This is a genomic window from Mycobacterium sp. E1214 (genome assembly GCF_001666755.1).
Classification (GTDB): Bacteria; Actinomycetota; Actinomycetes; order Mycobacteriales; family Mycobacteriaceae; genus Mycobacterium.
Window position 1 is genome coordinate 57138 of record NZ_LZJC01000140.1, and the last position, 14758, is coordinate 71895.

General features: G+C 72.1%; 8 protein-coding genes. 2 read left to right on the plus strand and 6 right to left on the minus strand.

The window, feature by feature from the left end:
• Nucleotide 1: 1 nt before the first annotated feature.
• Genes mbtD through A5700_RS19680 form a run of 4 tightly spaced genes read right to left on the minus strand, consistent with a single transcriptional unit; the run spans nucleotide 2 to nucleotide 8668 of the window.
• On the minus strand, nucleotides 2–3055 hold the full coding sequence (gene mbtD, locus A5700_RS19665; RefSeq protein WP_068204947.1) for a mycobactin polyketide synthase MbtD: 3054 nt from the start codon (nucleotides 3053–3055) through the stop codon (nucleotides 2–4).
• The gene (locus A5700_RS19670; RefSeq protein ID WP_068068537.1) at nucleotides 3055–4401 is read right to left on the minus strand and encodes a polyketide synthase; all 1347 of its coding nucleotides are present in this window, start codon (nucleotides 4399–4401) and stop codon (nucleotides 3055–3057) included. The genes mbtD and A5700_RS19670 overlap by 1 nt, the downstream gene beginning before the upstream one ends.
• Nucleotides 4398–5132 carry a thioesterase II family protein gene (locus A5700_RS19675; RefSeq protein ID WP_231973755.1) on the minus strand — a complete coding sequence of 245 codons (735 nt, stop codon included), beginning with the start codon at nucleotides 5130–5132 and terminating at the stop codon, nucleotides 4398–4400. Before A5700_RS19675 ends, A5700_RS19670 begins: the two co-directional genes overlap by 4 nt.
• 20 nt (nucleotides 5133–5152) lie before the next feature.
• Nucleotides 5153–8668: a non-ribosomal peptide synthetase gene (locus tag A5700_RS19680; RefSeq protein ID WP_068068531.1), complete on the minus strand. Its 3516-nt coding sequence runs from the start codon at nucleotides 8666–8668 to the stop codon at nucleotides 5153–5155.
• 102 nt (nucleotides 8669–8770) lie between these two features.
• Between A5700_RS19680 and A5700_RS19685 the strand changes: the two genes are divergently transcribed.
• Nucleotides 8771–10435, plus strand: coding sequence for a (2,3-dihydroxybenzoyl)adenylate synthase (locus A5700_RS19685; protein ID WP_068068528.1), 1665 nt, complete (start codon nucleotides 8771–8773; stop codon nucleotides 10433–10435).
• Nucleotides 10436–10552: 117 nt separating this feature from the next.
• The gene (locus A5700_RS19690; protein WP_068068525.1) at nucleotides 10553–12034 is read left to right on the plus strand and encodes an FAD-binding oxidoreductase; all 1482 of its coding nucleotides are present in this window, start codon (nucleotides 10553–10555) and stop codon (nucleotides 12032–12034) included.
• A gap of 17 nt (nucleotides 12035–12051) precedes the next feature.
• On the opposite strand, the gene A5700_RS19695 is transcribed toward A5700_RS19690, so the two are convergent.
• Complete coding sequence (locus A5700_RS19695; RefSeq protein ID WP_068068522.1) at nucleotides 12052–13068, minus strand: acyl-ACP desaturase; 1017 nt, start codon at nucleotides 13066–13068, stop codon at nucleotides 12052–12054.
• Between the two features lie 193 nt (nucleotides 13069–13261).
• Nucleotides 13262–14614, minus strand: coding sequence for a salicylate synthase (locus A5700_RS19700; protein ID WP_068068519.1), 1353 nt, complete (start codon nucleotides 14612–14614; stop codon nucleotides 13262–13264).
• Between the last annotated feature and the right edge of the window lie 144 nt (nucleotides 14615–14758).

Below are 14758 nucleotides of genomic sequence, written 5' to 3' on the forward strand. Positions count from 1 at the left end.
GCTAGGAGTCCAACCTTTCCAGCATCGCGAGGGGTGAACGCTGCGTTCCGGTCGCGGCCGGGCGCTCGGGGGGCGTCGCGGGCGCCTGCGCGAGCAGCGCTTCGATCAATTCGCCGACGGTGATGCCACCGAGCATGCGGGCCACCGGAACCGAGCCGCCCACGGTCCGGCGCAGCCGCTTGCGCAGGTCGAGCGCGAGCAGCGAGTCGACGCCCAGGTCGATCAGCGACGTGCTCGGGTCGAGCCAGACGGAGCCGTCCAGGTGCAGCGTGGCGGCCAGCTCCGCACGCACCACCTCCGCCAGCGGCTTGGGGGTGGCGTCGGCACCCGCGGCCTGTCCAGGCTCCACAGCGCTGAACGGCATTGGCATGCCTTGGCTTTCGAAGAACACCCGCAAGCGATCGAAATCGGCGTCGAAGATCAGCGGGTCGCCACCGTAGCCATACAGGCTGGCGTCCAGCGCCCGGGCGGGGTCCATCGCCACCAGACCGGAGCGTTCGGTGCGGGCGATCTCGTCACCCACGACCACGCCGGCGTCCTGCCACAACCCCCAGCGGATCGCCGTGCAGTCACGGCCGGCGGCGCGCAGCTGGGCGGCCAGCACGTCGAGCATCCGGTTCGAGGCGGCGTAGGCCGCGTGGGTGTAGCCGCCCCACACTCCGAACACCGAGGAACACGCCAGGATTCGGCAGTCGGGGCGCAGCGGCCATGACTCGGCGAGCAGCGCGAGGCCACGCACCTTCGCCGCGCTCACCGCAGCCACGTCCGCACCGGTCAGTTCGGCGCGTGGCCGGGCGACGGCGACGCCGGCCGTGTGGATCAACAGCGACGCCCCGGATCCGCCGTATTCGGCGCCGGCGGCCGCCAGGGCGGCCCGATCGGTGATGTCGCACCGCGGCGCGTGCACCCGGACTCCGGCGCCGCGGGAATCCGTGAGCCGACGCAGCGCCTCGGGGTCGACGCCGTTGCGACTCAAGAGAACTACCGTGTTGGCGCCGCGCTCGAGGCACAGCCGCGCGTAGTGCAGGCCGATCGCCCCGCTGCCACCGGTGATCACGACGTTGTCCAGCGTGGCCGCGTCAAGCGGACGTGCGATCGCCGCGCCGCGGCCGTCGCGGAACGTCCGGACGTAGCGTTGTGGCGCGCCGTGACCGTCGGCGGCGCGCACCGCGACCTCCGAAGCCTCGCCGCGTAGCGCGGCGACGACGGCGGTCGCGGTGCGCGCGTCGACGTCACGGTCGGCCAGGTCGAGGTGCCCGAACGCCTGGTCCGGGAACTCGAATCCGACGCTGCGGTGCATCGCCGCCAGCGCCGCCTGCGCCGGGGCCTCGGCCGTGGCGCCCACCTGTTCGGCGCGCGCGGTGAGCAGCCACACCGCGCGGCAGCGCGGCCCGATCAGGCCGGCGTAGTCGGGTAGGCCCGCGTCGGGACGGCGCCCGATGTGGTCGATCGCCGCGGCGGGGTCGGTGTGATCGAGAGCGGGGGCGATGACGACCAGGATCTCGGCCTCGACGGGCGCGACGACGCGGGAGTCACCCTGTGCCGCAATGGCTTTGGTGATCCGCCGGGCCAGCTCGGCCGAGCTTTCGTCGGCGTGCAGGCCGATGGTCAGCGCGCCCGGCCGGTCGGCGACCGGCGCCGCGGCCTGCCAGTCCTCGACGGCGACGGTGAGCGCCGGCGCGGGCGGCCCTGCGTCAGCGAGCCGGTCCGGGGCCACCCACAGGTGCACCGCCCGCATCGGCGCGTTGGGGAACCCACGCAGCGGTGGGCGGTTGGCGGCCGGGACGGCGGGCGCCCAGTCGCAGGCGGGGTCGGCGGCGCCCAGGGCGGCGAGGCCCGCCGACAGCGCGTCGGCCGGCGGGGTGTCGCGGTGTCCGGATCCGGTGACCGTCGCGGCGTCGTCGCCGAGGATGCCGGCGAGCGGGTAGAGCAGCGACGGGTGCGCGGACAACTCGACGAACGTATCCGCGCCGAGCTCGCGGGCGCGCTGCACGGCGAGGTCGAACCGCACTGTGCCGCAGAGGTTTTGATACCAGTAGTCGGTGAAGTCGGCGGCTGGGTTTACCTCGGCGCCGAAGGTCGATCCGACGAACGTGATCGCTGCCTCGCGAAACGCCGAGCGCGGCGTCAGCTCGGCGAGGTCGGCCCGCAGGCCGCGCAACGCGCTGGTATGGCCGGGGTAGTCGACGGCGAGCTGGTGGGCGAAGACGTCGCGTTCCCGGGCCAGCCGCGTCGCGGCGGTCACCGCGTCGTGGTCGCCGGCGATGACGGTCGACGACGGCCCGTTGACGGCCGAGATCTCGAGCCAGCCCGGCGTCTCGGACAGCAGCGCCTCGGTCTTCGGCGCGCCGATGCCGAGTACCGCCATGGCGTAGCGACCCGTCAGCCGGCCGACGACGTTGGCGCGGGCCACCACCAGCGCGACGGCGTCGGGCAGCGTGACCGTCCCCGCCACGTACGCCGCGGCGACCTCGCCCAGGCTGTGTCCGACCGTGAACTGCGGCGCCACCCCGCACCGTTGCCAGGCCGCGGCCAGGCCGACGGCGTGGGTGAACTGCGCTCCCTGGATCTCGCGGCGCGACCAGTCACGGTCGTCGGCGCCCGCCAGATACGCCAGTGGGGAGGGCGTTTCGGCGTCGACAAACGCCTGCGCGCATCGGTCGGCGGCCGCGCGGTAGGCCGGCAGCCGCCGGTAGGCGTCGGCCCCCATGCCGGGCCACTGATTGCCCTGGCCGGGGAACACGAAGGCGATCCGCGGCGGCGTCGTCGTCGAGGACCGCGCGACGAGCGGGTGCTCGTCGCCGCCGGCGACCGCCGCCAGCGCCGCGGCGAGTTCGGCCCGATCCGCCGCCCGCACGACCGCGCGGTGACGCCGCACCCGCCGCAGCCGGAGCAGCGTGGCCGCGACCGCGGCGGGAACGTCGGCGGGATCTCCCAGGACCGGCGCGCCGTCGAGGTAGCGCAGGATCGCGGCGGCGTCCTGACGGATCAGCTCGGGGTGGTGCGCGCTCAGCAGCACGGGGGTGCGCCCGTCGGGCAGCGCGTCGGCGAGCATCACGCGACCTCGGGCATGGAAACGATGAGGTGCGCGTTGGTGCCGGCGATGCCGAACGCGGACGCGACTCCCGTGCGCTGGCCGTCGACCGCGGGCCACGGCGTCAGGGTCTGCGCCAGGCGTAAACCCTGTGCCTCCCAGTCGATTTCGGGGCTAGCCTCGGCGGCGTGCAGGGTGGCGGGGATGGCGCCGCGGTCGGCGGCGACGAGCACCTTGGCCAGCCCGAGCGCGCCCGCGGCGGCCAACGAATGGCCCACGTTGGATTTCACCGACCCGAGCAGCGCGCCGGTGCCGGGGTCGGTGTCGCCGTAAGTCTGGGCCAGCGACCGCAACTCCGTGCGATCGCCCAGGCGAGTGCCCGTGCCGTGCCCCTCGATCATGCCGACGTCACCGGGCTTGATGCCGGCCTGGGTCATGGCCCGCTGGAACAGCCGCACCTGCGCGTCACCGCTGGGCGCGCTCAGGCCGGCGCTGCGCCCGTCCTGGTTGATGGCGGTGCCGCGCACCTCGGCCAGGATCGGTCGCCCGGCGCGGATGGCGGCCGACTTGCGTTGCAGCACGAACATTCCCGCGCCCTCGGCCCAGACCGTCCCGCTGGCCTGTGCGCTGTAGGGACGGCAGAAGCCGTCGTCGGACAGCGCGTGTTGCTTGGAGAACTCGACGAAAAAGCCCGGCGACCCGAGGACGTTGACGCCGCCGGCCAAGGCGAGGTCGCAGTCGCCGTTCTGCACGGCGCGCACCGCGACGTGGCAGGCGACCAAAGCCGACGCGCAGGAGGAATCGAGCGTGACCGCCGGGCCGCTGAGCCCGAGCGTGTAGGCGATGCGCCCGGAGATCACGCTGAGCGCGGTACCGGCGAGCAGGTGGCCGCTGTGTTCGGAGAACCGCGCCATCTCCGGGCCGTACCCGGTCGCCGACGCGCCGACGAAGCAGCCCACGTCGTGCCCGGCGAGGTCGTCGGGGTTGATGCCGCTGTTCTCCAGCGCGCGCCACGCCACCCGCAGCGCCACCCGCTGCTGCGGATCCATCGCGACGGCTTCCCGCGGCGAGATGCCGAAGAATTCGGGATCGAAAGTGGCCGCGCCGGTGAGGAATCCGCCCCGGTCGTGGATCTGCTTGAAGCCGCCGCGGCGGGAGCCGGCGAGCAGCTCCTCGACCGCCCAGCCGCGATCGGTGGGGAACGGACCCAGCGCCTCACGGCCGTGGGACAGCAGGTCCCAGTAACTCTCGACGCTGTCGATGCCGCCGGGCGCCTCGACCCCCATGCCGACGATGACGACGGGGTCGGACGGGGCCTCGAAACGGGAATCGAAGGGACCGTCGAAGTCGTTGCCGGATAGCGTCATGCGTTCACCTGCGCGGCGATCGCGTCGACGTGGTCGTAGACGTAGAAGTGCCCGCCGTCGTACAGCGACAGTTCAAACGACCCCGCCGTGTGCCTGTCCCACAGCCGCAGCACGTCGGCATCGATGCGGTGATCGGCGCGGCCGCCCAGTACGTGGATGTCGGCGCGGATGCGGGCGTCCGGGCTGGGGTCGTAACGGTTGAACGCCTGGTAGTCGGCGCGCACCGCGGTGGTCAGCAACTCCGAGAATTCTTCGTCGGCAAGCAGTTCCGGGTCGGTGCCGCCCAGGTCGGCGATGTCCGCGAGCACCGCGTCGTCGCTGGTCGGCAGCTCGGGCATGTCGGCGACGACGCACGGCGGCGGGCCGGCCGACACCCACAACTTCTGCACGCCCACGCCGCGTTCCTCGGCGATCCGGGCGAATTCGAAGGCGACGACGGCGCCCATGCTGTGCCCGAAGAGTCGCAGCGGCGTGACACCGTGCCACGGCGCGGCGGCGAACAGATCCTCGGCCAGGGCGTGCACGGTCTCATGCGGGGGCTCGGCCAGCCGGTCGGCCCGCTGCGGGTATTGCACGACGTAGGTGTCGGCGCCCGCGGCCAGCGCGGTGGCGAGCACCCGGTAACTCGCGGCGGCGGCCCCGGCGTGCGGGAACACCACGATGGCACCCGCGCGGGGGCTCTCGGTGCGCCCGGGCGTCAGCTTGATCCAGGACGGGAACGTCGGCGGCATGCTCACCAGGTTATTCAAAGTCATTGCGACGCCGACGAGTTCGCGGCCTGCTGCGCGGACGCCAGCACCGATTCGGCGTCCATGCCGATGACCTCCAGATACAACTCGGCGACCTGGTCGAGCCGGCCCGGATCACCCTCGCGGGCGGTGAGCAGCGCGGCGAGCGCGGCGACGGTGCGGTTGGCGAAGACGTCGGCGACCATGACGTCCGGGCTGTCGAGCCAAGACCGCATGCGCGCGACGGCTTGGGTGGCCAACACCGAGTCCCCACCGAGGGCGAAGAAGTCGTCGTCCACGCCGACGCCGTCGCGACCCAGCAGGTCTCCGAGGATCGCCGCCAAGGCGGACTCCAGCGGCGTCGACGGCGCCCGGTGACCGGGCCGCCGCGCACCGGACACCGCGGCCTGCAGGTCGCGCGCGACGGCCCGGCGGTCGAGCTTTCCGGCGTCGGTGAACCCGATCCGCTGTACAACCACTATGTGGCGCGGAACCATATGTGCGGGAACGAGATCGGCGAGCGCAGCACCGATCCGCTCGGCGGTCAGGGTGGCGTCGTCGGCGTGCACCTGCGCGGCGAGCACGTCGGCCTCACCGGACGCGGTGATCAAGGCGGCCACCGCGGTGCGGACGCCGGGCACGCGCCGCAGCGCGGTCTCCACTTCGCCCAGCTCGACGCGGTACCCGCTGATCTTGACGCGGTGATCGGCGCGGCCGACGAACTCCAGCGTGCCGTCCGGCCAGTACCGCACCACGTCCCCAGTGCGATACCACGTTCGGCCGTCGTGCTCGACGAAGCGCTCGGCGGTGAGGTCGGGGCGGCCGCGGTAGCCGCGGGCCAGGCCGCGGCCCGTCACCCAGTACTCTCCCGGCACCCAGTCGGGACAGTCGGCGCCGTTGTCGTCGACCACCCGGCAAGCGTTGTTGGGCAGCGGAACACCGAACGGCAGTGCCACCCAGTTGGCCGGCAGCGCGTTCGTGTCGCCCACCTCGAAAATCGTGTTGTGGACCGGGGTTTCGGTGGCCCCGCCGAGGCCGGCGAAGCGTAGCCGCGGCGCCTCGGCGCGTAACCGGTGCACCACCTCGGGGCGCACCCAGTCACCGCCCGTGGGCACCACCCGCACCGACGACAGCAGCCCGTGGCCGACCTCGACCAGCATCTCCAACCAGCCGGGCATGAAATGCAGCACGCTGACCCGGTGGGCGTCGATCAGCCGCGCCCAGGCGTCGGGGTCGCGGCGCTGCTCTTCGTCGACCATCACGATCGCGCCGCCGGTCCGCAAGGTGACGAAAACGTCCATCACCGAGATGTCGCCCTCCAGGGTCGACAGGGCCAGGCAGCGGTCGGCGGGGCCGATGTCGAAGTGCCGGCCGATGAATTCCACGGTGTTCATCGCCGCGTCGTGGGTCACTTCGACGCCCTTGGGCTCGCCGGTGGATCCCGAGGTGAACAGGACGTAGGCCAGTTGCGCGGGATCGACTGGGGCGGGCTCGATCTGGGCGCCGCCGGCGCCGGCGAGGATGTCGGCCAGCGGCAGCGCGGGCACCGGCAGCGACGGCCGCTGCCCGCCGCCCACCACGGCCACCCGCACCCCGCCGGTGCCCAGGATGCGTTCCGCCCGATCGCGGGGTTGGTCGGGGCCGATCGGCAGGTACGCGGCGCCGGCGGACAGGATGCCCAGCACCGCCGCAACCTGTTCGGCGCCCTTGGGCCCCAGTAGCGCGACGGTGTCGCCGGCGGTCACGCCGGCCCCGCGCAGCGCCCCCGCCACGGCCAGCGCCTGGTCGCGCAGCTGCGCGTAGGTGAGGTCACCGGAGCTGGCGAACACCGCGGGCGCGTCGGGCTGGCGGCGCGCCTGCCGGAAGAAGCCGTCGTGCAACGCTTCCCCGCTCGGTGCGGCGGCGCGGCCGTTGACCGCGTCACGCACCGCCCGCTGTGCGGCGGGCAGCGCCGGCGGACCCGACGCCGTCCAGGCGTCGTCGTCGCCGGCCAACCGCAGCAGTTCGTCGATGTGGTGGGCGAACATGGCGTCGACGACTCCCGGCGCGAAGACCCCTTCGCGCACATCCCAATTCACCAGCACGCCGCCGTCGAACTCGGTCACCTGCGCGTCGAGCAGCACCTGCGGGCCCTGCGAGATGATCCAGCCCGGCGTGCCGAAGTGGTCGGTGACCGCGGGGCCGAACAACTCGCCGAGGCCCAGCGCGCTGGTGAACACCACCGGCGCCAGCACCTGCGTCCCGCGGTGGCGGCTGAGGTCGCGCAGCACCGCCAGCCCGGGATACGCGGAATGGGCCGCCGCCGTTCGCATCGCGTCCTGCAGCACCTGCGCGCGCGCCGCCGCGGTGTGCACCCCGATCAGGTCGACGTCCAGCAGCAGCGAGGAGGTGAAGTCGCCGACCAGCGCGTCGACGTCCGGGTGCAGTGCCTGGCGGCCGAACAGCGGCACGTTGAGCAGGAATCGCGACGACGCCGACCAGCGCGCCAGGGCGTGGGCGAACGCCGCGGCCAGTGTCATCGCCGGGGTGACGCCGCGGGCCTGCGCGCGGGCGAACAGCGCGTCGCGGGTGTGCGGGTCCAGCCAGTGCCAGCGCCGGCTGCTGCGCCGCTCGCCGGTCGCGGGCGCGCGCGCCGGCAGGGCCGGCGGGTCGGGCAGCTGCGGAATGCGCTGCGCCCACCAGGCCCGGTCGGCGTCGCGGGCGGGCTGCGGCCGCGCCTCGGCCGCCTCGACGGCGCGGCGGTACTGCCGATAGCTGTAGCCCAAGGCGGGCAGGTCTTGCCCGCCGTAGAGGGCCGCGAGGTCGGCCATCAAGGTGCGGTAACTCATGGCGTCGGCGGCCTGCATGTCGAGGTCGACGTGCAGGCGCGACCGGTGGCCGGGCAGCAGGGTCAGCGTCAACTCGAAGACCGCCCCGTCGAGCTGCTGGTGCGACTTCGCGTCACGCACCGCGGCGAGCCGCTGGTCGACGGCGTCCGCGTCCAGGTGCCGCAGATCCTCGACCGCGACGGGGAACTCGGCGTCGGTCGCGGGGATGCGCTGGGTGCCGTCGGGCAGGAACTGCACCCGCAACATGGGGTGCCGGCGCGCCAGCGCGGTGGCGGCTGCGCTCAGCCGGTCCGGATCGAGGGGGCCGCCGTCGAATTCGACGTAGAGGTGCCCGGCGACGCCGCCGAGTTGCTGCGTGTCCTGGCGCCCAACCCACATGGCGTGCTGCATGGGGGCGAGCCCGAACGGCTCGTCGGCGGCCTGCCCCTCGGCGGGGTCAGGCTGGTCGGGTGGCGCCTGCGGGTCGGCGGCGTCCGCCGGCACCCCCGCGTCGACCAGCGCGGCCCACGCCTCGACGGTGGGGTCGGCGGCGAGCATGGCGAAGTCGACCGCGATGCCCTGACGGCGCCAGCGGCCGGCCAGGGTCATGATCCGGATCGAGTCCAGCCCATGGCCGATGAGGTTGCTACCCGGCTCGATGGCGTCGACTCCGACGCCGAGCAGGTCGGCGACCGCTGCCCGGATCTCGTCCGAGCGCGCCGAGGCATGCACTACGAGCCCCTCCTGAGAATTAGCACAGGCTTCCCTAATTTTTTGGTTACCCTATCGTCGATCCCGGCATCCCCGCTACTACGCCCCCGTGTGAGGAATTCCATGACGCCGCAAACCCGCCGGCCGCCGACCCAGGACGGCTCGTTGGAGGGGTTCGTCCCGTTTCCCGCCGAACGCGCCGCGGCCTACCGGGCGGCGGGCTACTGGGCCGGGCGGACCCTCGACAGCGTCCTCGCCGACGCCGCGGCCCGCTGGCCCGAGCGGACGGCCGTCGTCGACGCCCTCGCCCCGGACTCCGGCCTCACCTACGCCGAGCTGGACGAACAGGCGCACCGCGCCGCCGTCGGGCTGCGCGAGGTGGGCATCGCGGCGGGTGATCGCGTGCTGCTGCAGCTGCCCAACGGTCGCGAGTTCGCGGTCGCGCTGTTCGGCCTCCTGCGGGCCGGCGCCATCCCGGTGCTGTGCCTGCCCGGCCACCGGGCGGCCGAGTTGAGCCACTTCGCGGCCGTCAGCGGCGCCACCGGCCTGCTGATCGCGGACGCGACGAGCGGGTTCGACTACCCGGCCATGGCCGCCGGCCTGGTGGCCGAGCATCCGGTGCTCGAGCACGTCATCGTCGACGGCGAGCCGGGCCCCTTCATCCCGTGGGCGCGGCTGCGCGACCGGGCGTCCGCCCCGTTGCCGGCGCCGCGGCCGGACCCGTCCTCGCCGGCGGTGCTGCTGGTGTCCGGCGGCACCACCGGCACCCCCAAGCTGATCCCCCGCACGCACGACGACTACCTGTTCAACGCCACCGCCAGCGCCGAGGTCTGCCGGCTCACCGCCGACGACGTCTACCTGGTGGCCCTGTCGGCCGGCCACAACTTCCCGCTGGCCTGCCCGGGTCTGCTCGGCGCGATGACGGTTGGCGCCACCACCGTGTTCGGCGCCGACCCCAGCCCCGAAGCGGCCTTCGCGGCCATCGACCGCCACGGCGTCACCGTGACCGCCTTGGTGCCGCCGCTGGCCAAGCTGTGGGCGCAGGCCTGCGAGTGGGAGCCGGTGACACCGAAAACCCTGCGGCTGCTGCAGGTCGGCGGCGCTCGGCTCGACCCGGCCGACGCCAGCCTGGTGCGCACCGCGCTCACCCCGGGCCTGCAGCAGGTGTTCGGCATGGCGGAGGGGCTGCTGAACTACACCCGCCTCGACGACCCGCCCGAAGTCGTCGAGCACACCCAGGGGCGGCCGCTGTGCGCGGCGGACGAGCTGCGCGTCGTGGACGCGGCCGGGCACCCGGTGGCCCCCGGCGACGAGGGTGAACTGCTGGTCCGCGGGCCCTACACCCTCAACGGGTACTACCGCGCCGAGCGCGACAACCAGCGCTGCTTCGACCCGGACGGCTTCTTCCGCAGCGGCGACCTGGTCCGGCTGCGGCCGGACGGCTACCTGCAGGTCACCGGCCGGGTCAAGGACGTGATCTGCCGCGCCGGTGAGACCATCTCCGCCGCCGACCTCGAGGAGCAGATGCTCAGCCACCCCGCGATTTTCGCGGCCGCCGCGGTACCGTTGCCCGACCCGTACCTGGGTGAAAAGATCTGCGCCGCCGTGGTTTTCGACGGCGCGGCGGTCACTCTGGCGGAGCTCAACGCCCACCTGGACGGGCGGGGCGTCGCCGCGCACACCCGGCCCGACGTGCTGGTGGCGCTCCCCGCGCTGCCCACCACCCCGATCGGCAAGATCGACAAGAAGGCCATCGCCGCGCAGCTGGGCGCAGCCGCAGGAAACTGAGTCACCCCTCGACGGAGCGGCAGCGCGGCGATTCGATAGCCGACCGTGACCGGATCGTGTCGCGACACGTGCTGCGGCGCCACGGTTTCGCCGACGGCGCGGGCCCACAATGCGGGAATGACGTCACCGCGCGAGCCGGCGCGCGAGTTCTCGCGCCAGGCCTTCCTGCGAGCTGCCGCCGGGATGTTCGCCGCGGGCACCGCGCTCGGTTCCGCGGGCGCCGCCTGGGGATCCGGGCGGGCTGCCGCCGCGCCGAACGCGCCCACGGCGGGCTGGAACGGCCTGTCGTCGGCGATCACGGGGCCGGTGGTGCTGCCGGACAACGGTCAATTCGGTGCCGCGAAGGCGGTTTTCAACACCAACTACAACGGCTCGACGCCCGCGGCCGTCGTCGTCCCGCACTCGGTGGCGGACGTGCAGAAGGCGATGGCGTTCGCGGCCGCCCACAACCTCAAGGTCGCCCCGCGCAGTGGCGGGCACTCCTACGTGGGCGCGTCGACGGCCAACGGCGCCATGGTGCTCGACCTGCGCCAGCTGCCCGGCGGTGTCAACTACGACCCGGCCACGACGACCATCACGGTGACCCCCGCGACGAGTCTGTACGCCATGCACGAGGCGCTCGCCGCCGCCGGACGCGGCATTCCGACCGGCACCTGTCCGTCGGTGGGCGCCGCGGGGCATGCCCTGGGCGGTGGCCTGGGCGCTCAATCGCGGCACGCGGGCCTGCTCTGCGATCAGTTGACGTCGGCGTCGGTGGTGTTGCCGGGGGGTCAGGCGGTCACCGCGTCCGCGACCCAAAACCCGGACCTTTTCTGGGGTTTGCGCGGCGGCGGTGGCGGCAATTTCGGGGTGACGACGTCGCTGACGTTCGCGACCTTCCCCACCCACGACGTGGACGTCGTCAACCTGAACTACCCCGCGCAGGCCTTTGCGCAGGTTCTTCTCGGGTGGCAGAACTGGCTGCGTACCGCCGATCCCCAGAGCTGGGCGCTGGCCGACGCCACCGCCGACCCGATGGGCCCGCATTGCCGCATCATGGCGACCTGCCCGGCCGGTTCGGGTGGCAGCGTGGCGGCTGCGGTCACCAAAGCCGTTGGGCTGCAACCGGCGGGCACCGACAGCCACACGTTCAACTATCTGGACCTGGTGCGGTACCTGGCCGTCAACAACCTCAACCCGTCGCCGCTCGGGTACGTCGGCGGGTCCGACGTCTTTCAGAGCCTCACCCCGGCCGCGGCACAGGGAATCGCGGCCGCCTTCAACGCCTTTCCCGGGGGCGCCGGGCGCGCTCTGGTGATCATGCACGCCCTCGATGGCGCGCTGGCCACGGTGGCGCCGGGCGCCACGGCCTTCCCGTGGCGCCGGGACGCTTCGCTGGTGCAGTGGTATGTCGAGACGGCCGGTGATCCTGCGGCCGCCACCGGCTGGCTCAACACCGCACACCAAGCGGTGCAACCGTATTCGGTGGGCGGCTACGTCAACTACCTCGAGGCCAACCAGCCGGCGTCGCGGTACTTCGGCCCCAACCTGCCGAAGCTGAGTGCCGTCAGGCAGAAGTACGACCCGAACCGGGTGATGTTCTCCCCGTTCAACATCTGACCCGCCGGCTAGCCGGCTCAGTGCCGGCTCAGCGTCAGTGTCCCCGCGGTCCTGAGCACCTTGCTGGCGGTGATCTTCTCCGCCCGGCGCGCCTCGCGCGCGAGGTAGCGCTGCTTGGACTCCTCGAACTTCTCGCAGCTGTCCTCGAGCTCTTTGAGCAACAGCGCCAGGTCATCTCGCATCCACGCGGCCTCGCCGGTGAAGTCTTCGCGCTCGAACACCCGCCACTTCTTGAGCACCGGCATGACCACCTCGTCGAGATGCATGCGCGGGTCGTAGACGCCGCCGACGGCGATGATCACCGCCTTGCGCCGAAACTCCGGGACGGTGAAGCCGGGCATCTTGAAGTTGCGCAGGATCCGATGCACCGACCGCATCGCCTGGTTAGGGGCGATGTCCAGGCCCGCCGCGCTGACGTCACGGTAGAACAGCATGTGCAGGTTTTCGTCGTGTGACACGCGGGCCATCAGCTGCTCGGCGATGCTGTCCTCGCTGAGCTTGCCGGTGTTGCGGTGCGAGACGCGGGTCGCCAGTTCCTGAAACGAGACGTACATGACCGAGTCGAACAGGCTCTCGGCAAACATGTCCCCCTGGCTGTTCTGGCCCGGGCTGAAGCCCCGGGTCATCTGCTCCATGCGGAGCTTCTCGAGCTCCACCGGGTCCACTGCCCGCGTGACGACCAGGTAGTCGCGCAGCGCCGTGCTGTGCCGCGCCTCTTCGGCCGTCCAGCGGTTGATCCACTGACCCCACGGGCCGTCCGTGCTGAAGTTCATCGCGATCTCGCGGTGATAGGACGGCAGATTGTCCTCGGTCAGCAGGTTCTGGACCATCGCCACCTGTGCCACGTCGGGCAGCCGGCTCTGGCCGGGCTCCCAATCCTGGCCGCCGAGCGCGTAGAAGTTCTTCCCATCCGACCACGGGACGTAGTCGTGCGGGCTCCATTCCTTGAACATGGACAGGTGGCGATTGAGCAGCGCCTCGACCACCGGTTCGAGTTCGTGCAGCAGCTGCAAATTCGTCAGATCCTTGGTCACGGCGCCCTCCCAGCTACCTCGTGCGGCCGCGCGCAGTATCTGTGTCACGCGGTTACACCAAGATGGCACGCTGCCGAAAACCGCAGCTAGGGCCAAAAGTCCCGTCGGGGCCTTTCCCATCACACGGCCGCCGGGTGGAGGTAGGCGCACAAGACGTTGGCCACCCCATCCGCAACGTGGTGACCCACAACCCCTAGAGGCGGGGAATCAGATAGGGCGCCAGCGTGGACAGCTTCTCGCAGGTTTCCTCAAATTCGCGTTCCGGCGTGGACTCTTCGATGATGCCGGCGCCGGCGCGCAACCACGTTTCGCCGTTGCTTTCGTAGGCGGCGCGCAGCGTCAGCGCGGCGTCCAGACCACCGTTGGCCGAAATCATCACGACGGCACCCGAATACAGGCCGCGCGGCCCCTCGTCGAGGCGCAGGATCGCGTCGACGCCGCCGGCTTTCGGAATGCCCGAGGCGGTGACGGCGGGGAACAACGCCTCCAGCGCGTCCATCCTGTCGTTGGCCGAATCCAGCCGCCCGCTGACCGTGGAGCCAAGGTGCTGCACGCTGCCGCGTTCGCGCACCGTCATGAAGTCGGTGACCACCGCGGTGCCCGGCTCGGCGATCTCGGTCATCTCCTGCAGCGAGCTTCGCACCGAAATGGCATGCTCCACAATCTCTTTGGAATTCGATTCGAGCTCGTCGCGGGCCTGCCGGTCGCGGATTTCGCCGCGGCCCAGCGCGCGGGTGCCCGCCAGCGGTTCGGTGACCACCGTCCCGTCGTGGCCGACGGCCGCCACCAGCTCGGGGCTGTAACCGACCGCGCGCATTCCGGCCAGCCGCAACAGAAAGGACCGCACGGGCGTGTTGTGCCGTCGCGCCAGCCGATAGGTCGACGGAAAGTCCAGCGGGAACGGCACTTCGACGCTGCGCGAGAGGATCACCTTGTGATACGCACCCGCGGCGATCTCCTTGACGGCGGCCGCGACGCGGTCGCGGTATCCGGAGGGGTCGGCGTGCACGTCGACCGGGCGCGCCTCGCCCAGTTGCGGCACTCCGTCGCGCAGCAGTTTCACGACGGCGTCGCGGTGGGCGTCCGTCGCGTCGACGAACCGGATCGCCTCGCGGGTCACCACGATGCGGGTTTCGGGCCAGAACAGGCGGGCCAGCGGGGTGCGCGGCGCCAGCCGATGCTGCAGACCGTAGCGATACACGCCGAATTCGAAGGCGATCCAGCCGAACAGCTGTTGGGTTTCCAGCAGCAGTCTGTCGGTGGCCTCACCGAGGACCGGGCCGGGCCGCCCGGACCACGACTGGCGCTGCGTGACGCCGTCGCGCAGGATCCGAAGCTCGTCGCTGTCCAGCTCGATCATCGCCCGCACGCCGCTGGCCAGCACCCATTCGCCGCCCTGCTCGTAGAGCAGGTACTCGTCGCCGGCCCGTTCGGGCAGGCTCACGGCCAGCTGGGCCGCGAGATCCGCCGGATCGACGTGCGGGGGAAGCGGGATCGACGGTGACGCGGAGCCGGCAGGACTTGTCTCGACGCTCACCTCGGTCACGGTTAGTAAATGTAGCCTAACCTATGTAAAAGTGTGCAACCCGCTCCGACCGCCCCGCGCCCGGGCCGCCGTCATTCAGCTAAAACTCGTGTGGAGTTAAAGCGCCGACTCGCGCGGTGGGTCGGCGCGCGAGCCGCGCGCTGA